General features: G+C 73.9%; 19 protein-coding genes. 10 read left to right on the top strand and 9 right to left on the bottom strand.

The genetic code is table 11. The features are described from left to right. Nucleotides 1-20 precede the first annotated feature (20 nt). Nucleotides 21-785: a class I SAM-dependent methyltransferase gene (locus tag OG514_RS27610; protein ID WP_266899377.1), complete on the top strand. Its 765-nt coding sequence runs from the start codon at nt 21-23 to the stop codon at nt 783-785. A gap of 49 nt (nt 786-834) precedes the next feature. On the opposite strand, the gene opcA is transcribed toward OG514_RS27610, so the two are convergent. Both opcA and OG514_RS27600 read right to left on the bottom strand, forming a co-directional pair. Continuing rightward, nucleotides 835-1,746 (bottom strand): glucose-6-phosphate dehydrogenase assembly protein OpcA, encoded by a 912-nt coding sequence (gene opcA, locus OG514_RS27605; protein WP_266899375.1) that lies wholly within the window; start codon nt 1,744-1,746, stop codon nt 835-837. 82 nt (nt 1,747-1,828) lie between these two features. Then, nucleotides 1,829-2,377: a DoxX family protein gene (locus OG514_RS27600; protein ID WP_266900984.1), complete on the bottom strand. Its 549-nt coding sequence runs from the start codon at nt 2,375-2,377 to the stop codon at nt 1,829-1,831. 225 nt (nt 2,378-2,602) lie between these two features. Here OG514_RS27600 and OG514_RS27595 point away from each other — a divergent pair, with 225 nt between their 5' ends. From OG514_RS27595 to OG514_RS27585, 3 genes are all read left to right on the top strand, one after another. Further along, nucleotides 2,603-3,979: a dipeptidase gene (locus OG514_RS27595; protein ID WP_266899373.1), complete on the top strand. Its 1,377-nt coding sequence runs from the start codon at nt 2,603-2,605 to the stop codon at nt 3,977-3,979. A 48-nt stretch (nt 3,980-4,027) separates the two neighbouring features. Next, nucleotides 4,028-4,630, top strand: a complete 603-nt coding sequence (locus tag OG514_RS27590; RefSeq protein ID WP_266899371.1) for an HdeD family acid-resistance protein — start codon at nt 4,028-4,030, stop codon at nt 4,628-4,630. A 144-nt stretch (nt 4,631-4,774) separates the two neighbouring features. After that, complete coding sequence (locus OG514_RS27585) at nt 4,775-5,197, top strand: DUF350 domain-containing protein (protein ID WP_266899369.1); 423 nt, start codon at nt 4,775-4,777, stop codon at nt 5,195-5,197. A 63-nt stretch (nt 5,198-5,260) separates the two neighbouring features. Here OG514_RS27585 and OG514_RS27580 read toward each other — a convergent pair whose 3' ends face one another. Then, the gene (locus tag OG514_RS27580) at nt 5,261-5,743 is read right to left on the bottom strand and encodes a hypothetical protein (protein ID WP_266899367.1); all 483 of its coding nucleotides are present in this window, start codon (nt 5,741-5,743) and stop codon (nt 5,261-5,263) included. Beyond that, a complete protein-coding gene (locus OG514_RS27575) occupies nt 5,740-7,173 on the bottom strand; it encodes a WGR domain-containing protein (RefSeq protein WP_266899365.1) in 1,434 nt (477 codons plus the stop codon). Before OG514_RS27575 ends, OG514_RS27580 begins: the two co-directional genes overlap by 4 nt. Before the next feature lie 176 nt (nt 7,174-7,349). On the opposite strand from OG514_RS27575, the gene OG514_RS27570 reads away from it, so the two are divergent. Beyond that, nucleotides 7,350-8,624 carry an SPFH domain-containing protein gene (locus OG514_RS27570; protein ID WP_323181615.1) on the top strand — a complete coding sequence of 425 codons (1,275 nt, stop codon included), beginning with the start codon at nt 7,350-7,352 and terminating at the stop codon, nt 8,622-8,624. A gap of 8 nt (nt 8,625-8,632) precedes the next feature. Beyond that, nucleotides 8,633-9,592, top strand: coding sequence for a M23 family metallopeptidase (locus OG514_RS27565; RefSeq protein WP_266899363.1), 960 nt, complete (start codon nt 8,633-8,635; stop codon nt 9,590-9,592). Between the two features lie 33 nt (nt 9,593-9,625). Here OG514_RS27565 and OG514_RS27560 read toward each other — a convergent pair whose 3' ends face one another. Together OG514_RS27560 and OG514_RS27555 are read right to left on the bottom strand one after the other, a co-directional pair. Continuing rightward, a complete protein-coding gene (locus OG514_RS27560; RefSeq protein ID WP_266899361.1) occupies nt 9,626-10,333 on the bottom strand; it encodes an ABC transporter ATP-binding protein in 708 nt (235 codons plus the stop codon). Nucleotides 10,334-10,370: 37 nt separating this feature from the next. Further along, a complete protein-coding gene (locus OG514_RS27555) occupies nt 10,371-11,861 on the bottom strand; it encodes an ABC transporter permease (RefSeq protein ID WP_266899359.1) in 1,491 nt (496 codons plus the stop codon). Between the two features lie 112 nt (nt 11,862-11,973). Between OG514_RS27555 and OG514_RS27550 the strand changes: the two genes are divergently transcribed. Continuing rightward, on the top strand, nt 11,974-12,831 hold the full coding sequence (locus OG514_RS27550; RefSeq protein ID WP_266899357.1) for an MBL fold metallo-hydrolase: 858 nt from the start codon (nt 11,974-11,976) through the stop codon (nt 12,829-12,831). A gap of 56 nt (nt 12,832-12,887) precedes the next feature. On the opposite strand, the gene OG514_RS27545 is transcribed toward OG514_RS27550, so the two are convergent. After that, nucleotides 12,888-14,099: an ROK family protein gene (locus OG514_RS27545; protein ID WP_266899355.1), complete on the bottom strand. Its 1,212-nt coding sequence runs from the start codon at nt 14,097-14,099 to the stop codon at nt 12,888-12,890. A gap of 95 nt (nt 14,100-14,194) precedes the next feature. On the opposite strand from OG514_RS27545, the gene OG514_RS27540 reads away from it, so the two are divergent. From OG514_RS27540 to OG514_RS27530, 3 genes are all read left to right on the top strand, one after another. Next, nucleotides 14,195-14,764 (top strand): helix-turn-helix domain-containing protein, encoded by a 570-nt coding sequence (locus OG514_RS27540; protein ID WP_266899353.1) that lies wholly within the window; start codon nt 14,195-14,197, stop codon nt 14,762-14,764. Continuing rightward, nucleotides 14,761-15,699 carry a ketopantoate reductase family protein gene (locus OG514_RS27535; RefSeq protein ID WP_266899351.1) on the top strand — a complete coding sequence of 313 codons (939 nt, stop codon included), beginning with the start codon at nt 14,761-14,763 and terminating at the stop codon, nt 15,697-15,699. The genes OG514_RS27540 and OG514_RS27535 overlap by 4 nt, the downstream gene beginning before the upstream one ends. Nucleotides 15,700-15,876: 177 nt before the next feature. Further along, complete coding sequence (locus OG514_RS27530; protein WP_266899349.1) at nt 15,877-16,473, top strand: DUF1349 domain-containing protein; 597 nt, start codon at nt 15,877-15,879, stop codon at nt 16,471-16,473. 38 nt (nt 16,474-16,511) lie between these two features. Here the strand turns inward: OG514_RS27530 and OG514_RS27525 are convergent, their stop codons facing one another. Together OG514_RS27525 and xylB are read right to left on the bottom strand one after the other, a co-directional pair. Beyond that, nucleotides 16,512-16,733 (bottom strand): hypothetical protein, encoded by a 222-nt coding sequence (locus OG514_RS27525; protein ID WP_266899347.1) that lies wholly within the window; start codon nt 16,731-16,733, stop codon nt 16,512-16,514. Between the two features lie 82 nt (nt 16,734-16,815). After that, nucleotides 16,816-18,309: a xylulokinase gene (xylB, locus tag OG514_RS27520; protein ID WP_266899345.1), complete on the bottom strand. Its 1,494-nt coding sequence runs from the start codon at nt 18,307-18,309 to the stop codon at nt 16,816-16,818. Between the last annotated feature and the right edge of the window lie 41 nt (nt 18,310-18,350).

Genomic DNA, 18,350 nt, shown 5'->3' with positions numbered 1-18,350 from the left:
AGACGAACGGAGACATACGGATGACATCGGCCTCCGGTACCGCGGAGTTCGACGCGATCGCCCCGGGGTACGACGCCTCGCGCGGGGGCACGGCGCGGGCGGCGGGCTTCGCCGAGCAGCTCGCGCCGCTGCTCGACCCCGCCCGCCCGGTGCTCGACATCGGTGTGGGCACGGGCATCGTGGCGGCCGAACTGGCAGCACGCGGGCACGTGGTGTACGGGCTGGACCTCTCGCCCGGGATGCTCTCCCGGGCCCTGGACCGGCTCGGTCCGCGGGTGGCGGTGGCGGACGCCTGCCGCCTTCCGGTGCGGACCGGTTCGGTGAGCCAGGCGGTGTCGACCTGGCTGCTGCACGCCGGACCCGACAACGGCGAGGTCTTCGACGAGGTCGCCCGGGTGCTGCGCCCGGGCGGCCGCTATCTGGTCATCCCGGCCGGGGGCACCCGCCCCACGGACGACATCGGGGTCGTGGTGGGCGAGTTGGAGGACCGGCTCGACCCGGGCAGGACCCGCCAGGACGGGCCCTGGATCCTCGCGCCGATCGCCGAGGCGCGGGGGCTCGTCTACCTGGGCAGGGCCTCCGAACGGCCCACGACCTTCCGGGTGTCGCCCCGGGCGATGGCCCGCTCCGTGTCGGGCGGCCTCTTCACCGGCGCCTGGCCGGTCACGGGCGATGCCACCCGCCTGGTGGCCGAGGCCCAGGAGCGGCTCCTCGCGCTCCCGGACCCGGACGTTCCCCGCGTACGGGAAATGGCCGACTACGTCATGGAGTTCGAGAAGCCCTGAGCGGGTGGCCGCTCCGGGTCCCGCGGCGGCGGGCTCGCCGGGCCCCGGGTCAGGCCCGGCCGCGCAGGGCTGCCGCGTAGGCCTCGTCGGGGTCGAGGCGGCGCAGTTCCTCGGCGATCAGCTCGGCGGTGGTCCTCACCTTCAGGGCGAGGACCCGGCTGGGCTGGCCGGGGATCGAGAGCCGGGCCACCGGGCCCTCGGGCCGGTCGATGCGGATCTCGCCGTCCGCGGTGCCCATGCGGACGGCGGTGACGACGGGGCCGTCGGTGACGATCCGGTCCACCGGCACGCCGAGCTTGACCTCGAACCAGCGGGCGAGGAGTTCGGCGCTGGGGTTCTCCGCCTCGCTCTCGACGGCCGCGGAGGTCACGGCCAGCGGGGCCTGGTCGAGTGCGGCGGCCAGCATCGAGCGCCAGGGCGTGAGCCGGGTCCAGGCGAGGTCCGTGTCGCCGGGGGCGTAGGAGCCGGCCCGGGCCTCCAGGGCCGCGAGCGGGTCCTCGACCGCGTACATGTCGGTGATGCGGCGCTGGGCGAGTGAGCCCAGCGGGTCGCGGGACGGTACGTCGGGGGCGTCGACGGGCCACCAGACGACGACGGGCGCGTCCGGCAGGAGCAGCGGAAGGACCACGGAGTCGGCGCGGGCGCCGAGTTCGCCGTGGAACCGCAGCAGGACCGTCTCACCCGAACCGGCGTCGCTGCCGAGGCGCACCTCGGCGTCGAGCCGGGTCTCGTGGCGATCGCGGGGCGTGCGGCCGTGGCGCTTGATGACCACGAGGGTACGGGAGGGGTGTTCCCGTGAGGCGTCGTTGGCGGCCTTGACCGCGTCGTAGGCGTTCTCCTCGTCGGTGACGACGACAAGGGTGAGCACGGCGCCGGCGGCGGGTGTGCCGACGGCCCTGCGGCCTTCCAGGATCGCCTTGTTGATCTTGCTGGAGTTGGTGTCCGTCAGATCGATCTTCATGCGCGGCGACCGTCCCTTCCTCTGCGGCGAGCCTAACCCTCCCGCGCGGCGGACGCGTGCGGACCCCCGCCGGAGTCCGGCCTCACGGGGCTTCCGGCTCCGCCTCCTCCGCGGCGGCCCGGCCGGCGGCCTGTTCGTCGGCGCGCCGGTTGACCACGGCCGCGGCGGCGATCGCCGTACCGATGAAGGCGGTGGCCACCACCCAGGGACGGTCGAGGACGTGGTCCGTGGCGTGGTCGAGGGAGTACCGGCCCGCGCCGGTGACCCCGATGGCCGCGGCGACGAAGCCGAGGAACGCCGGGTACTCGTAGCCGCCGGCCTGGGCGAAGAATCCGGCCGGGGCGTGGACGGCGACGGCACCGGTCATGGCCCCGGCCGCCGCGGCTCCGGCCGCGGGGGTGGCGAGGCCCAGGGCGAGCAGCGCACCGCCGCCCGCCTCGCCGAGACCGGCGGCGATGGCGCTCTCCCGGCCCGGGTGGAAGCCCATGGCCTCCATCCCCTTGGTGGTGCCCTCGATGCCCCCGCCGCCGAACCAGCCGAAGAGCTTCTGGGTGCCGTGGGCGGCGAGTACGGCTCCGGTGCCGACCCGCAGCACGAGGAGCCCGAGGTCGCGTCGGTTGAGGTGGCCCATGTGGTTCTCCAGGTGCGGGGAGGCTGAGGGGGCGGACACGTACGCGAACACGTACGCCTCCACTGTCGTCGCCCTCCCCGGTCCGCGCCGCCCGGGACCCCGGGCGAATACTCCGTACGAGTCACATTTGCGGCACTTGTCCACTGATGCTTTGGTGGGAGGGCTTTCGCCGTCCGGGGTCTCGCACGCCGCGCCCCCGCCGCGGCCCTAGGGAAGTGGGTACGCATGACCGCCGAGTCCACCGAGACCGCAGCCCTGCGGAAGAAGGTCCGGGCGCTGATGCCCCGGGCGAAGGAGGACCTCGCCGCGCTCGTGGCGATGCGCTCCGTCGCCGACCCGCGGCAGTTCCCGCCCGAGGAATGCGCGAAGGCCGCCGACTTCCTCGTACGGGCCTTCACAGAGGCGGGACTCCACGACATGCGCCGGGTGACGACCCCGGACGGCACGGACGCGGTCGTCGGACACGCGCCGGGCCCCGAGGGGGCGCCCACCGTGCTCCTCTACTGCCACTACGACGTACAGCCACCGCTCGACGACGCCGCCTGGGAGACGCCTCCCTTCGAGCTCACCGAGCGCGACGGGCGCTGGTTCGGGCGCGGCTCGGCCGACTGCAAGGGCAACATCGCCATGCACCTCACGGCGCTGCGCGCGCTCGGCGGTCCGGACGGCCGGGGCTTCCCGGTGAACGTCAAGTTCGTGGCGGAGGGTTCGGAGGAACAGGGCACGGGCGGTCTGGAGCAGCTCGTCCCCCTGCAGCCCGAACTCTTCGCCGCCGACACCCTGTTGATCTGCGACACCGGAAACTTCGCGCGCGGCCTGCCCACCACGACCACCTCGCTGCGCGGGCTCACCAACGTCGTCGTCACCGTCTCCACACTGAAGGGGGCGATGCACTCCGGCATGTTCGGCGGCCCCGCGCCCGACGCCATGGCCGCGCTCGTCCGGATCCTCGACGGCCTCCGCGACGAACACGGCAACACCGCGATCAAGGGGCTGCCCGGCGACGGCGTCTGGGACGGCGTGGACTACCCGGCCGAACAGTTCCGCGCCGATGTGGGCGTCCTCGACGGGGTGTCCCTCGTCGGGACGGGCACCGTCGCCGACGAGCTGTGGGCGCGGCCCGCCGTCACCGTGCTCGGCATCGACTGCCCGCCGGTGGTGGGCTCCTCGGCCGCCGTGCAGGCGAAGGTACGCGCCAGGGTCAGCCTGCGGATCCCGCCCGGGATCGACGCCGAGGACGCCCTGCGCGCCCTCACCGACCACCTCGTCGGCACGGCACCGTGGGGCGCCCGGGTGGAGGTGGAGCCGGAGAGCTCCGGCCAGCCCTTCCGGGCGCGCACCGACGGCCCCGCCTACCGGGCGCTCGCGGCGGCGCTCCGCGAGGCGTACAGAAAGGACATGGTCCAGTCGGGACAGGGCGGTTCGATCCCGCTCTGCAACGTGCTCGCCGACCACTTCCCCACCGCCGAGATCGCCCTGATCGGCGTCGAGGAACCCGGCTGTCTCATCCACGCGCCCAACGAGAGCGTCGACCCGTCCGAGATCGAGCAGATGGCGCTGGCCGAGGCGCTCTTCCTCAGCGCCTACGCCAGCCGGCTCTGACCGGCCCCAACTCCGCCCACCCCCTCCACGGAAGGACGGGAACCGTCCATGGCACAGACTCAAGACGGCCCGAGGCACCAGGACATACCGCCCGGCCCGCTGAGCGCGCTCGCGGGCGCCGCCTGGCAGGCGCTCCTCGTAGCCGGAATCGCGTCGCTGGCCCTCGGCGTCATCGTGCTGGTCTGGCCGGACGCCTCGCTGTTCGTGGCCGGCCTGCTCTTCGGCCTCTTCCTGTTGTTCAGCGGTGTGCTGCAGCTGGTCGCAGCCTTCGGCACGCACACCACGACCGCGCACCGTGTCATGGCATTCATCAGCGGCGCCGTCTCGATCCTGCTCGGCCTGCTCTGCTTCCGCGGCGCGACGCAGTCGATTCTGCTGCTCGCGCTCTGGATCGGGATCGGCTGGCTCTTCCGCGGGATCACCGAGACCATCGCGGCGGCCTCCGACACTGCGATGCCGGCGCGCGGCTGGCACATCTTCCTCGGCATCGTCAACGCGCTCGCCGGTGTGGTCCTCATCGTCTCCCCGCTGGAGTCGGCGGCGGTGCTGATGGTCCTGGGCGGCATCTGGCTCCTCGTCGTCGGCGCGGTCGAAATCGTGACGGCCTTCCAGGTGCGCTCACGCGCCAAGTCGCTGCCGCCGGGCGCCTGACGGCGTCCGCGCTCCCCCGCCCGTCCCCTCGCCGTCCGCCCGATTCCCGGGCGGGCGGCGAGCGCTGTTGACGCGTGCGCTACATTTTGCCGGTCCTTGACCACCGATCCCCCGTGATCGTGACTTCCCGGAGACCGGCACACCATGAGCGACATCGTCAACGGCCTCGGCCGGGCCGGCGCCTACGGCGCCCTCGGCGTGGTCCTGCTGATCCTCGGCATAGTCCTCGTGGATCTACTGACGCCCGGGAAGCTCCGGCGGCAGATCTGGGAGGACCGCAACCGCAATGCCTCGATCCTGCTGAGCTCGGCCCTCCTCGGCATCGGCGGCATCGTCTTCACCTCGATCTGGACGACGTACGAGAACTTCGGCAAGGGACTCGTCTCCACGGCCGCGTTCGGACTGCTCGGCCTGGTGATGATGGCCGTGGCCTTCCTCGTCGTGGACCTGGTCACGCCGGGCAAGCTCGGCGCCACCCTGGTCGACCCCGAGCCGCACCCGGCGGTCTGGGTGACCGCCTCCTGCAACATCGCGGTCTCGGCGATCGTCTCCGCCTCGATCGCCTGAGCCCCGCCGGGGGTTCGCCCCCGACCCTTCCCGGGTCCGCGCTCGCCGCCCCTTCCCCCGCGCTCAGCCCGCCATGGGCTCCACCTCCAGGAAGCGGCGCCCACGCGGCCCCTTGTAGAGCAGGGCCTCCCAGCCGAGCCGTGCCAGGGCCGGTACGCACGCGCCGAGGGCCGTCGTCTCCTCCCGGGCGGCGCCCGAGCCCGCCGGGCCCAGCCACTCCACCACGGCCGTCTCCGGCCGGTCCCCCGCCCGGACGCGGTATCCGGTGGCGATCCGCGCTCCGGCGGCGTCCACCGACGAGGGTGCGAGCCCACTGGACTCCAGGGCGAGCGCCACCGCGCGGACCGGCTGCCGGAGCTCCCAGTCGGCGGGCACGGACTTCGGGTCACGCCCGCCCTGGTGGTGGGTCAGCCGTCTGATCTGGAGCAGCCCGTCGAGGGCGGCCCGGACCTCCCTCGACCGCTGCTCGACGTCCGCCGGAGGCACCGGCGGGCCGTCCCCCGTGGCCGCCTCGAAGGTGCCGCCACCCCCCGGGCCCGCTGTCACCGCAGCCGCCGGATGTCACCGCGCACCCGGTAGAAGCCACCGGCGGCCGCGTGCAGGGCATCGACCACGTACCGCGCGCCGGGCTCCCGGATCGCCCTCGGGAACTGCACGTTCCACGCGGAGTCGTAGCCCTGGGAGACGACCCGTACCCGTGTCCTGCCCGACTCGGTCACGCACTCCACGACCACCGAGCCGACCGGGGCGTCGCTGACCGTGGTCACGGCGGTGACGGTCGTCGCCGGCTCGTACACCGGCATGGCCGCCGCGAGCTTGATGTCGCGGGCGACCGGGACCGTGCCGCCCTGGGCGGCCTCGATCGCCGCCTCGCTCGCGTCCACGCACACCAGCGAACCGTCGGTGGTCACCAGGTAGAGCCGCTCGTCGCGGTACTGCATGGAGAGCGCCGAGCCGCCTCCCGTGCCGAGCTTCCACAGCCGGGTGCCGTCCTCGGCGAAGCAGTAGACGGAGGAGGCCGAGTCGGCGGCGAAGACGAACCGGCCGCCGGGCGAGGTGGCGCAGGAGTACACCGGGCTGTCGCAGGCGTACACCGCCTCGATCCGCCCGTCCTTCTTCGCGAGCCGCTGGACCTTCTTTCGGGCGGTGCCCGCGTAGACCGCGGTGTCCTCCTGCCAGCCGAAGAGGACCCCGCCCTCGGTGGCCGTGTGCCACAGCTCGCCGCCGCCGTCCGGTGCGTGGGCGGCGACGCCCCGCGTGTCCCCGTAGTAGACGGCTTCCCCGTCGGCGCGGACCATCCAGGCGTGCTCGCCCTGGCCGCCGCGCGCCCACTGGTGCTCGTCCTCGTGGTCGATGACGGTGAGCCGGCCCGAGCGGTCGGCGACGTGCAGGACGCCCTCGTGGATGTCGAGCCAGAAGATGTCCACGTCGGTGGCGATGTCGTAGGCGGCGAAGGGCAGCTTGGACGACAGGTCGTACACCTTGCCGTCGTCGCAGCCGGCGTAGATCCAGAAGTCGTCGGCGACCAGGCACTTGACGCCGTCCGGGAGGCTGAACCGGGCCTGCACCTCGCCGGAACGGTCGAGCGTGAAGACGTCCCCCGCCTGGTTGCCGACCCAGCAGCGCTCCTCGTCGACATGGATGCCGAAGGCGGCCGAGCCGGTCCGGAAGCGCCAGAGCACAGGGGCGACGGCGCGCGCGGTGGAGGGCGCGGAGGTCACCGCGCGCCGCGTCACGGCGCGGGCGGCCCGCTGTCCCCGGACAGCCGGGGCGTATCCCTTGCGGACCTTCTCCCCTATCTTCTTCGCCGCGGCGGCCTGTGCCTTCGCCTGCGTCGGGAACGTGGAGCGCTGCGTCTGGCCCGCCGCGCCGATCCTTCCGTAACGGACCGACACCGTGAGGTCGTCGACGGTCACTTCGTAGAACTTGTGGGCAGCGCCGTCGTCCTGCGACAGCTCCAGGTAGGTCGTCGTCATGGTGAAAACGGTAGGGGCACCCACTGACAACGGCCCCCGGTGAAGCCTTGGCCAAGGGACTTAAGTCCTGGACATTCAGGACGTTCGTCGCGGCATTCCGGACATACACCCCTGTGACGATGGTCCGTGAAGATCATCCGACGTGCCGTCACCTCAGGAACGGCCGGAAGGGCCTCATGACCGAGCGACGAGAACGGCCCCTGCCCGTCCGTGCGCGCTGGCACACGGACGGCATACCGATGGACGACCTCTTCCGGTCGGACCGCGCCCAGCAGCCGACCACCACCCTGTCGAAGACCACGGCCCTGGCGAAGGCCACCGGCGCATCCAAGACCACCGCGCCGGCGAGGATCACGGCCCTGCCGGGGCCCACCGAGCTGGCGGCCGACCGGGTCGAGGCGACCGCGGGCGCCGGGCCGAACTCCCCCCAGCGGCACGCCCGGCAGCGCGGGACCACACCCACCGAGCCCACCACCGCCGCCCTGGCAGCCTCGCCGCATGTCCCGTCCACCACACCCACCGCACGGTCCGCGGCGGGCACCCCGGCCACCGTGCTCCCCCGCCGTCCCCCGCCCGTCGACCCCGACCTGGTGGAACGCCCCGGGCCCGCCGTCCCCGGCTGGGTGGCCCTGCTGACCGGGCTGACCGCGCTCGCCGGCATCGCCACGGCGCTGTGGCGGGCCCGCCCGCTCCGCGAAGTCGAGCTGCCGCCCTGGGAATGGGCCGCGCTCGCGGGCTGTCTCGTCGTCGCCGTCGTCTCCTTCGGCGGACTGACCCGCGGGCGGACCGGCTCCGCCTGGGTGCTCTCGCTCTTCGGCCGCTACCGGGGCAGCGTGCGCCGCACCGGCCTCGTATGGATCAGCCCCTTCGTGCTGCGGCGCCGGATCGACGTACGGCTGCGGCACTGGCGCAGTGAACCGATCGCCGTCGTCGACGCCGAAGGTTCGGCGCTTCGCGTGGTGGTCCTGGTCGTCTGGTCGGTACGGGACACGGCCCGCGCGCTGCTCTCCGTCGACGACCATCTCGGCTATCTGCGTGAGCAGGTGGAGGCGGCGGCCGCACGGGTGCTCTCGCAGCTGCCCGCCGATGCCTTCCGGGGCGGCACACCCACCCTGCGGGACGCGGAGGCGGTCGGCGACGCGCTCACGCGCATGCTCGCGGCCGAGTGCCGGCCGGTCGGCATCGCCGTCTTCTCCGCACAGCCGACCCGCATCGAGTACGCCCCCGAGGTCGCCGCCGCCATGCGCAGACGGCAGATCGCCGCCCTGGACGCCAAGCACCGGGACTCCGTCCTCACCGGCGTGATCGACGCCGTGGACGACACCGTGACCCGGCTGACCGTCCGGGGACTCGTCGAGCTCGACGACTTCGAACGCCAGGCCCTGGTCAAGGACTTGACCGTGGCCTTCTACACCCGGAGTGGCGGCCCGGCCGACCCGAACCAGGAGTGAAGAGGACCGTGAAGAGGACTGTGAACACCCCCGCATTCACCACCCCCGCATTCACCGACGCTATACCCGCGGACTGCGCCTGCGCGGGCTGCGCCGACGCCGCCCGGCCCACCGGGGCGGGCGGACCGCGCGCGGTGGCGCCCCTGCACGGGGTGCGCCGCGCGGTCGTCGCGACCGTGGGCGCGGTCGCCCTGGCGGGCGCGGGGGCGGGGACGGCCGCGGCCGAACCCGCCCCGGCGCACGCGGGCTGGGACGGCTCGAAGTACTGGTTCCGGAACGCGGCCGGCGAGTGGCGCTGGACCAGTCACGCCACGACGTACGAGCAGCGCACCGGAGCCTCGGCCGCCACCTCCCCCGCGGGCGGCGGCCGGACCGGTGAGCCGGTCTTCCGGGGGCGCCAGGGCTGGGACGCCCAGGACCGCGTCTACTGGTACAAGTCCCTCGGCCACTGGTACTGGACCGGCCACGCGTGGAAGTACCAGCAGCGGACGGGCCTTTCGGGCGACACGTCCAACTCCACGAGACCGTCCGGGCCTTCGGGACCGACGGCGCCCTCCGGCTCCTCGCGGGGCTGGACGACGCCGGTCTCCTCGTACGTCTACACGGGATGGTACGGGCAGCGCGGTTCTTGGTCGAAGGGCTATCACACGGGGCAGGACTTCGCCGTCCCGACGGGGACGACGGTCCGCTCGGTGGGTCCCGGACGGGTGGTGACCGCCGGGTACGGACGCTCGTACGGCTACGAGGTGGTGATCCGCCACCCGGACGGCCGCTTCACCCAGTACGCCCATCTCTCCCGTATCGACGTGTCGCCCGGCCAGAGCGTGTCGGCCGGGCAGCGGATCGCGCGCTCGGGCGCGACCGGCCGGGTGACGGGTCCGCATCTGCACTTCGAGGTGCGGACCACGCCGTACTTCGGCTCGGACATCAACCCGTTGGCCTATCTGCGCGGCCACGGCGTGCCCTAGCCACCCGAGACCCCGTGCGGCGACGGCAGTCGCTCAGGCCTCGACCGGGTCCGGCGTCGCCGCCGGGCGGTTCTCCTTGATCGTGATCCGGCCCTTGCGGATCGTGGCGAGGCGGGGCGCCCGGCGGGCGATCGCGCTGTCGTGGGTGACCATGACGAAGGTCAACCCGTGCTCCTTCCACAGCCCTTCGAGCAGTTCGACGATCTCGTCGCGCATCGACTCGTCGAGGTTTCCGGTCGGTTCGTCGGCGAGCAGCACCTTCGGGCGCTTGACGAGCGCGCGGGCGATGGCCACCCGCTGCTGCTGACCGCCGGAGAGCTCGGACGGCAGATGCCCGCGGCGTTCGCCGAGTCCGACCGACTCCAGCGCCTCGGCGGCCCGGCTCCGCCGCTCGGCGGGCTTCACACCGAGCGGGACGAGCGCGGTCTCCACGTTCTCCTGCGCGGTGAGCGTGGGGATGAGGTTGAAGCTCTGGAAGACGAAGCCGATGTTCTGGCCGCGTACGGCCGTCAGCCTGCGCTCGGACAGCGCGGCGAGGTCCGTGCCGTCGAGCAGGACCTGGCCGGAGGTGGGGCGGTCGAGGCCGCCGAGCATCTGGAGGAGCGTCGACTTGCCGCCGCCCGTGGGCCCTTGGATGACCAGCCGGTCGCCCTGGGCGAGGGTGAGGTCGACCCCAACGAGGGCGTCGACTCTCTCCTGGCCCCGCCGGTACTGCTTGGTGACGCCGATGAGTTCGTACATGGTGGGACTCCTGTGGTACGTGGGTGGGTTCGGGCGGCTACTCGACGCGGCGCAGCGCGTCCGCGGGGCGCAGTCGCGAGGCGCGCCAGGCGCCGAACGCGCCCGCGACCAGACCGCCGCCCAGGGCGAGGAGGACGGCGAGACCCACCGTGGTGACGCTGACCGGTGCGGTGAGGGCGATGTCGACGGTCTTTCCGGCAGCCGTGCCGCCGGGGCCGCCGCCGAAGGCCATGCCGCCGCGTCCGCCGCCACCTCCGAACGTGCCTCCGGTGGCGCCGAGTTCGGCGGTGAGCGTCGGGCTGACGGCGGACACCGCGTACGCTCCGGCCAGGCCGATCGCGATGCCGAGGGCGCCGCCGATGAATCCGTTGACGAGCGCCTCGCCGACGACCTGGCGGGTGACCCGGCCGCTCTTCCAGCCGAGCGCCTTGAGCGTGCCGAACTCACGGACCCGGCGGGTGACGGCGGAGGAGGTGAGCAGACCCGCGACGAGGATCGCGGCGAGCAGCACGGCGTACGAGAGCCACCGGCCCACGTTCGAGGCGAGGTCGGCGGCGGTGTCGAGCGAGCCGGAGACCGTCTGGGCGAGGTCGGCCGAGGTGGTGACGGTGGTGCCGGTGACGTTCTTCTGGATGGCGGTCTTGACCGCGTCGATCCGCGTCGAGTCGGTCGCCTTCACGTAGATCGTGGTGATCTTGGCCGCGGAGGCGGAGAGGGTCTGCGCCTGCTTCAGCGGAAGGTAGACCTGTGCGGCGGACTGGCCCCGGTCGGCGGTCGCGATGCCGACGATCTCGAACTTCGCGTTCTTGACGGTGAGTTCGTCACCGACCGCGAGGTCCTTCTCCTGGGCGTAGGCGCTGTCGACGACGGCGACCTTCGCGTCGGTCTCGGTGGTCTTGAAGGTACGGCCCTGGGAGACGGTGGAGGTGGTGAGGGGGCCGAGGTCGGGCGCCGTGACGTCGGTGCCGTAGAGCGTGAAGGAGTCGACGTCGAAGGCCGCGCCGCCACCGGTGACGGTGTCACCGGGCCCGGAACCGCCGCCGTTGCCGCCTCCGCCGTTCTGGCCGCCCTGCTCGCCGGGCTGGACCTGCTGGGTCTGGCCGCGCTGGATCCGGCCCCGCGCGAACTCCCCGTTGATCTTCAGGTTGACGAGGCTGAGCCCGCCCACCGCCCGGTCGACACCGGGCTGTCCGGCGACCGTGGCGACGGTGGAGTCCGCGAGGGTCTGGAAGCCCTGGACCATCAGCCGGTCACTGCTCTGCTCCTCGCCGTCCTCCTTGCCCTGGAACTCGAACCGGGGGCGCTGCGGCTGCGCGCCGCCCTCGGGCCGTTCCTGCGCCTTGGTCACCGTCAGGTCCGTACCGAGGCCGTAGAGGGACTCAAGGACCTTGCCCTGGGCCTGGTTCATGCCGGAGGAGACGGAGTTGACGACGATGACCAGCGCGATCCCGAGCGCGAGCCCGGAGGCGACGACGAGCGCCGCCTTTCTGCGGCGGCGCAGTTCGCGCCGGAGGTAGGTGAAGAACATGGGCGTGAAGCTAGGGGCGGCGCGTGATGACGGGATAAGGCCGGCGTGAGAGCGGGATGAGAGTGATCGGTCTGCTGTACGTGCGGAGCCTGACGGTGGCAGGGTCGGCGTCATGCCGAACAGCAGCGGACTGACGCGGATGGGCCCGGTGACGGCACTCTTGGACGCCACCGGGCTGTTCTTCACGTCGGCGCGGGACGCCTTCCCCGGCGCGGCCCCGGCGGACTGGGCGGCCGCCGCCGCGCTCGACCCGGGTGCGGTGGGGCCCGACGGCGCATGGCGGCTGGACTTCCGCTGTTTCGCCGTGGCCGACCCCGGCGGTTCGGGCTGGACGCTCATCGACGCGGGTGTGGGCCCCGCCGAGGGGCCGGGGGCGCCCTGGTGTCCCGTGCCCGGCCGACTTCCGGACCTGCTCACGGAGGCCGGGATCGACCGCGCGGACGTCCACACCGTGGTCCTGACGCATCTGCACGAGGATCACACCGGCTGGGTCGCCGACGCCGCCGACCGGCCGTTCTTCCCGTCCGCCCGGTACGTCGTCCAGGGCGCGGAGACCGCCGCCCTCGACCGGCAGGATCCCGTGTGGGACTGGGTGGTGGCACCTCTCCGTGCCGCCGGGCAGCTGCACGAGGTCGACGGCAGGCACCGGCTGCGCCCGGGCGTCACGCTGCTTCCCACCCCCGGCCACACCCCCGGCCATCAGTCCGTCCTGGTCGAACGGCCGGACGGCCGGGACGTCCTGGTCACCGGCGACGTCCTCGTACATGCGGTGCAGCTCGTCGCCCCCGCTGTGGCGTACGCCCACGAACGCGACCCGGCCACCGCACGCTCCACGCGTGAGGAGCTGCTCGCGCGCGCCGCCGACAGCGGCGCGGTGCTGGCGACGGCCCATCTGACGCGGCCGTTCGTCGAACCGCCGACGGCCCCCGCCGGCCGACCGCCCGGAAGGAGGGCCGCCGACGCCCGGTGAGCCCCGTCAGGCCCCGTAACCGTCAGGCCCCCGTGACCGTCCCACCTCCGCTCCCGTCAGGCCCCCGTCGCCGTCGGGTACGCCAGCGGGTCGGCCAGGACGTCGTGGAGGACGAGTGCCGCCGCGCCCCGGGCGGCGTCGGTCGCCGCGGAGGCGGGGCGGAGGCGGCCCGCTTCCGGGGCCCAGAGGCCGGAGACGACCCGGTCGGAGAGCTCCTCGGCGAGGGCGGGGACGAGCCACGGCATCAGCTGCGGGTAGATGCCGCCGAGGACGACCGCCTCGGGGTCGAGGAGGTTCACGGCGCCGGACAGGGCGCGCCCGAGCATCCTGCCCGCCTCGGCGAGCGCGGCGAGGGCCCGTGGGTCTCCCGCCCCGGCGCGGTCCGTGAGGTCGGGGACGCCGGTCGCCTCCGCCGCCCGGAGGAGCGCCGCCTGGCCCGCGTACTGCTCCAGACAGCCGCGGGAGCCGCAGCGGCAGCGGGGCCCTTCGGCGTCGACGACGAGATGGCCGATCTCGCCGGCGAAGCCGTGCGCGCCGCGCAGGAGTTCGCCGTGGACGACGATCGCGCCGCCGACGCCGATCTCGCCGGTCAGGTGGAGAAAGGTGCGGAGGTCGCCGAGCGTGCCGAACCACAGCTCCGCGAGGGCCGCCATGTTGGCCTCGTTGTCGGAGGTCAGGGCGAGGCCCTCGGTGCCGGGACGCAGTGCGCTGAGGGCCTCGCCGAAGAGGCGCTCGGCCTCGACCTCGTACCAGCCGAGGTTGGGGGCCTGCCGGACGGTCCCGCCGGAGACGAGGCCCGGCAGGGCGAGTCCGGCGCCCGCCGGAGCGAGACGTCGTTCCGCGGCGGTGTCCAGGACTTCGGCGGCGACACGGGCGGCCCGGGCAAGGACCTCGGGGGCGCCGACGGCGCGGTTGTCGAGGCGTTCGGTGCGCCGGACGCGGTCGGTGCCGGTGAGGTCGACGACGCAGACCGTCACGTAGTCGACGTTGATCTCGACGCCGAGTCCGGCCGGTCCGGTGTCCGCGGGTTTGAGGACGGTGCCCGGCCGTCCCGCCTGCCCGCTGAACGTCTTGCCCGATTCGACGAGGAAGCCGAGGTCGAGGAGTTGCTCGACGAGCGAGGAGACGGCGGGCCGGGTGAGGCCGACGCGGCCGGCGACGGCCGCCCTGGTGGTCTCGCCCGCGTCGTGGACGGTCCGCAGGACGAGGCTCAGGTTGTGCCGACGCACGCCCGACTTGTCGGCCTTGGGTTCCGTGGGCTGGTTCATGGTGAGCGAAAGCCTAGTGGTCCCCTTCACTCGCCGGAGAACCGTTCCCTCGAAAACAGTTCGGTCACCGAACTCTTCTGCGCTAGGGTCCCGCCATGACCCTTCCGCGCGACTACCGCGGCCAGACCTGCGCCCTCGCCCGCTCGATGGAGATCGTCGGCGAGCGCTGGACGCTGCTGATCCTGCGCGACGCCTTCTACGGGGTGCGCAGGTTCGGGGAGTTCGCCGCGCACCTGGGCGTACCCCGGGCCGTCCTCACCGACCGGCTCACCACCCTCACCGGGGCGGGCGTCCTGGAGCGCCGCCCCGAGCCGGGCACGGGCCGCCGCGAGGTGTACGCGCTCACGCCCAAGGGTGTCGCGCTCTGGCCGGCCGTCCGCGCGCTGACCGCCTGGGGCGAGGAGTTCCACGCGGCGGACAGCGGCCCGCGCCGCGTCTTCCTGCACGCCGGGGACGAGGCCCCGCTCGACGCGGACGGACGCTGTACGCGCTGCGGCGCGGCCGTACCCGTCGCGGACGTCCTGGTCGCCCCCGGCCCCGGGCTCGCCCCGTCCGCCCCTGACGACGACCCGGTGACGGCCGCGCTCGCCCGGCCGCACCGGCTGCTCCACCCCCTGCTCACCACCGCGCCCTCGGGGCGCTTCACGAGAGGTCCACAACGATGAAGATCCTGGTCGTCGGCGCCGGTGCCACCGGTGGCTATTTCGGTGCTCTGCTCGCCCGCGCCGGACAGGACGTCACCTTCCTGGTCCGGCCCGCCAGGGCGGCGGCGCTGCGGGAGCGCGGGCTGCGGGTGGTGGGCCGGGACGAGGAGTGGGTCCTCGCGCCCCGCCTCGTGACGGCCGACGCGCTCGACTCCCCGTACGACCTGGTCCTGCTGTCGGTGAAGTCCACCGGCCTGGACAGGGCGATCGAGGACACCGCGCCGGCCGTCGGGCCGGACACGGCCGTCGTGCCGCTCCTCAACGGTCTCGCCCACATCGACGCCCTCAACGCCCGCTTCGGGGCCTCGGCCGTCCTCGGCGGCGTGGCCAAGGTGGTCACCACGCTCGACGACACGGGTGACATCCGGCGGCTCGCCCCGCTGGCCCATCTGACGCTCGGCGAGCAGGACGGCACCGACTCCGCGCGCGTGGCGAAGATCAGGGCGGTCCTCGACGGCTCCGGCATCGCGTCGCCGGAGCCGGAGCACGTGATCACGGCGATGTGGCACAAGTGGGTGTTCATCACGACCTTCGGCGCCGTGACGAGCCTGATGCGGGGCACGGTGGGCGATGTGTACGACGCACCGGGCGGTCCCGCACTCGGCCCGGCGCTGCTCGACGAGGCGGCCGCCGTCGCCGCCGCGGCCGGACACCCCGTACCGGAGGCGGAGCGGGCGGCGACGCTCGCCGTGGTCTCGGCGTCGGGCTCGCCGATGGTCCCGTCCCTCTACCGCGATCTCACGGCGGGGCACCCGACCGAGGTCGAGCACCTCTTCGGCGACCTGACCACCCGCGCGCGTGCCTTGGGGGTGGCGACCCCGCTCCTCGACCTGGCGACCCTGCACCTGCGGGTGCACCAGCGGCGCGTCACGGCGACGGCGGGCGCCGGGGTCTGACGGGCCGCGGGCCGGGGGGCTCTCGCCGCAGGGCTGCCGGGCGGGGCCGCTCGGGAATCCGGGCCGGAAGCCGGGCGGCCAAGCGCGGGTGATCTGCCGAGTTGGACTCTCGTACCGGCTCTTGGATCCTTGGCGGAGTCCGTGGCGAGCGCCCGGCCGGGTCGCGATCATGAACCCATGAACGTCGACGACTCGCTCCCGCTCGGCCTGCGTTGGATGACCGACCCGGCCGCCTGGTCCCTCTCCGGTGGCGTCCTGACCGTCTCCGCCGCTCCCCGCACGGACGTCTTCACGGACCCCGTCGGCGGGGCGGTGCGACGGGACGCCGCCATGGCGCTGACCGCTCCGCCGGACGGCGACTGGCAGTTCTCGGGCCGGCTGCGCGTCGGCTTCCGGTCCGCGTGGGACGCGGGGGCGCTCATCGTCCGGTACGACGACGAGCACTGGGCGAAGCTCAACTTCGAGCAGGCGCCCGACGGCGCTCCGAGCGTCTACTCCGTCGTCACCCGCGGCCGGTCCGACGACGCGCTCGCGGGCCCGGTGCCGGGAGACGCGCTGTGGCTGCGCATCAGCCGGATCGGCGAGGGCTTCGCCTTCCACGTCTCGGACGACGGCGACTTCTGGCGCCTGGTGCGGCAGTTCGCCCTGGACGGACCCGGTCCCGTACGGGTCGGCGTCGAGGTCCAGTCACCCGTCGGCGAGGGATGCCGCGTCGACTTCGACGACCTCCGCCTCGCCCCGACGACCCTGGCCCACCTCTTCGACGGTCGCTGACACCACCGTGGGGTGAACCCCGACCCGGGCGACACCCCTCAAGGGCGGCCGCTCCCGCGGTGGTACGAGTCGCTCGCCGTGGGGACGGAGTTGTGGACGGCCGCGGAAGCGAAGGACACCCGGTCGTGGCGGGCCCGGCGCAGGGCTTCCTGCTCCAGGAGCATGCCTTCTGCCGTTTCCGCCCGCCGCCCGCCTCCTCGACGTACCAACGTGACGACCATCAGGATCCCCGCGCCGCCGAGGACCCCCAACAGAACCATTACCGCTACCACTTGCGCCTCCCCCGTCGTTCCCCTCAGGGTAAGCGGCCGGTCGGCGGCAGGGCCAGAGTCCCGGGTCGCCTCACGACGGGACCGGGCCGCCCAGCAGTGTCGGCGTGGCGGCGGACAGGACCCCCTCGATACGGCTCCAGGTCTCCTCGTCACGCGCGACCGGGTCCAGGAGCTCGCCCGACCCCGTACCCCAGGCCGTCGTCAGGGCCACCGGGTCCGCAGCCGTCACCGCGCCGGCCGCGAGGGCCGCCGCACCGAGGGCGACGAGTTCGTCGGCGGTCGGAACGATCAGGGGGCGACCGGAGAGCCTGCGGACGGTTTCGGTCCAGGCGCGGCCCCGCGCGCCGCCGCCGATCAGGCGCAGCGGCCGGTCCCGTACGGCGGGGTCTGACGGGTCGAGGCCGCAGGCGGCGAGGAGTCGGTCGAGGGCGCGCAGGACCGTGAAGGCCGCGCCTTCGTAGGCGGCGCCGAGGACCGACCGGGGGTCCGTGCCGTGCCGGAGGCCGGTGACGAGCCCCGAGGCGTGGGGCAGGTCGGGGGTGCGTTCGCCGTCGAGATACGGCAGGACCACCACGCCTCCACCCGGCACCGCGTCCTCCCGGTCCAGGCCGAGGAGTGTGCCGAACCGGTCCACTGCCAGGGTGCAGTTGAGGGTGCAGCCGAGCGGGAGGTACGTGCCGTCGGTGGCGGCGAAGCCGGCGAGGCCGGGGTCGGCCGGGCGGGCGCGGGTCGCGGCGAAGACGGTGCCGGAGGTGCCGAGGCTGACGACCGGATGGTCGAGGAGGCCCGCGCCGCCGAGGCCGAGGCCGACGGCCGCGGCCATGTTGTCGCCGGTCCCTGCCGCGACGACGACGGTACGGGGCAGCCCGAGGGCCTCGGCGGCGGCCGGGGTCAGGGTGCCGACGCGGGTGGCGCCGCCGGGGGCGACGGTCGGCAGCAGGGCCGGGTCGAGACCGATGAGGTCCAGGATCTCGGGGTCGTACGCGCCTTCGGCGGTTCCGTACCAGCAGGTCCCCGAGGCGTCCCCGGGGTCGGTCACGGCGACGCCGCAGAGGCGTTCGGTGAGGTGGTCGTGCGGGAGCCGGACCCCGGCGACGGCCGCCGCGACGTGCGGTTCGTGCGCGCGCAGCCACTGCCACTTGGCGGCGGTCATGGAGGCGACGGGCATCGAACCGGTGCGTGCCGGCCAGGCGGCGGGACCGCCGAGGCGGGCGGCGAGGGCGGCGGCCTGGGGCGCCGAGCGGGTGTCGTTCCAGAGCAGCGCGGGACGCAGGGGGCGTCCGTCGGCGCCGAGGGTGACGAGGCCGTGCTGCTGCCCTGCGACGGCGATGCCGGTGACGGCGTCGGCCGGGACTCCCGCGTCCCGTACCGCCGCGCGGACGGCCGTGGCGAGGGCGGTCCACCACTCCTCGGGGTCGCTCTCGCGCGCGCCGGCGGTGCCGGTGACGGTGTGCGGGGCGCGGCCGAGGGCGAGGAGCTCGCCGGTGTCGGCGTCGACGGCCGCGGCCTTGGTGGACTGCGTGGAGCTGTCCACGCCGATCACGACGGAGCGGCTCGTGGGCACGCCCTCACCTCTTTCCTGTCGTTCGTCCGGGTGTGATTCCT

Origin of the sequence: Streptomyces sp. NBC_00572 (genome assembly GCF_026341815.1) — a bacterium.
Lineage (GTDB): Bacteria > Actinomycetota > Actinomycetes > Streptomycetales > Streptomycetaceae > Streptomyces.
This window is presented reverse-complemented; position numbering and strand designations above follow the sequence as displayed.

Bases quoted from the DNA above. Each gene is read 5' to 3' on its own strand.
- OG514_RS27610 (WP_266899377.1), top strand. From the start codon at position 21: ATGACATCGGCCTCCGGTACCGCGGAGTTCGACGCGATCGCCCCGGGG.
- opcA (WP_266899375.1), bottom strand. From the start codon at position 1,746: ATGAAGATCGATCTGACGGACACCAACTCCAGCAAGATCAACAAGGCG.
- OG514_RS27600 (WP_266900984.1), bottom strand. From the start codon at position 2,377: ATGGGCCACCTCAACCGACGCGACCTCGGGCTCCTCGTGCTGCGGGTC.
- OG514_RS27595 (WP_266899373.1), top strand. From the start codon at position 2,603: ATGACCGCCGAGTCCACCGAGACCGCAGCCCTGCGGAAGAAGGTCCGG.
- OG514_RS27590 (WP_266899371.1), top strand. From the start codon at position 4,028: ATGGCACAGACTCAAGACGGCCCGAGGCACCAGGACATACCGCCCGGC.
- OG514_RS27585 (WP_266899369.1), top strand. From the start codon at position 4,775: ATGAGCGACATCGTCAACGGCCTCGGCCGGGCCGGCGCCTACGGCGCC.
- OG514_RS27575 (WP_266899365.1), bottom strand. From the start codon at position 7,173: ATGACGACGACCTACCTGGAGCTGTCGCAGGACGACGGCGCTGCCCAC.
- OG514_RS27570 (WP_323181615.1), top strand. From the start codon at position 7,350: ATGACCGAGCGACGAGAACGGCCCCTGCCCGTCCGTGCGCGCTGGCAC.
- OG514_RS27560 (WP_266899361.1), bottom strand. From the start codon at position 10,333: ATGTACGAACTCATCGGCGTCACCAAGCAGTACCGGCGGGGCCAGGAG.
- OG514_RS27555 (WP_266899359.1), bottom strand. From the start codon at position 11,861: ATGTTCTTCACCTACCTCCGGCGCGAACTGCGCCGCCGCAGAAAGGCG.
- OG514_RS27550 (WP_266899357.1), top strand. From the start codon at position 11,974: ATGCCGAACAGCAGCGGACTGACGCGGATGGGCCCGGTGACGGCACTC.
- OG514_RS27545 (WP_266899355.1), bottom strand. From the start codon at position 14,099: ATGAACCAGCCCACGGAACCCAAGGCCGACAAGTCGGGCGTGCGTCGG.
- OG514_RS27540 (WP_266899353.1), top strand. From the start codon at position 14,195: ATGACCCTTCCGCGCGACTACCGCGGCCAGACCTGCGCCCTCGCCCGC.
- OG514_RS27535 (WP_266899351.1), top strand. From the start codon at position 14,761: ATGAAGATCCTGGTCGTCGGCGCCGGTGCCACCGGTGGCTATTTCGGT.
- OG514_RS27530 (WP_266899349.1), top strand. From the start codon at position 15,877: ATGAACGTCGACGACTCGCTCCCGCTCGGCCTGCGTTGGATGACCGAC.
- OG514_RS27525 (WP_266899347.1), bottom strand. From the start codon at position 16,733: ATGGTTCTGTTGGGGGTCCTCGGCGGCGCGGGGATCCTGATGGTCGTC.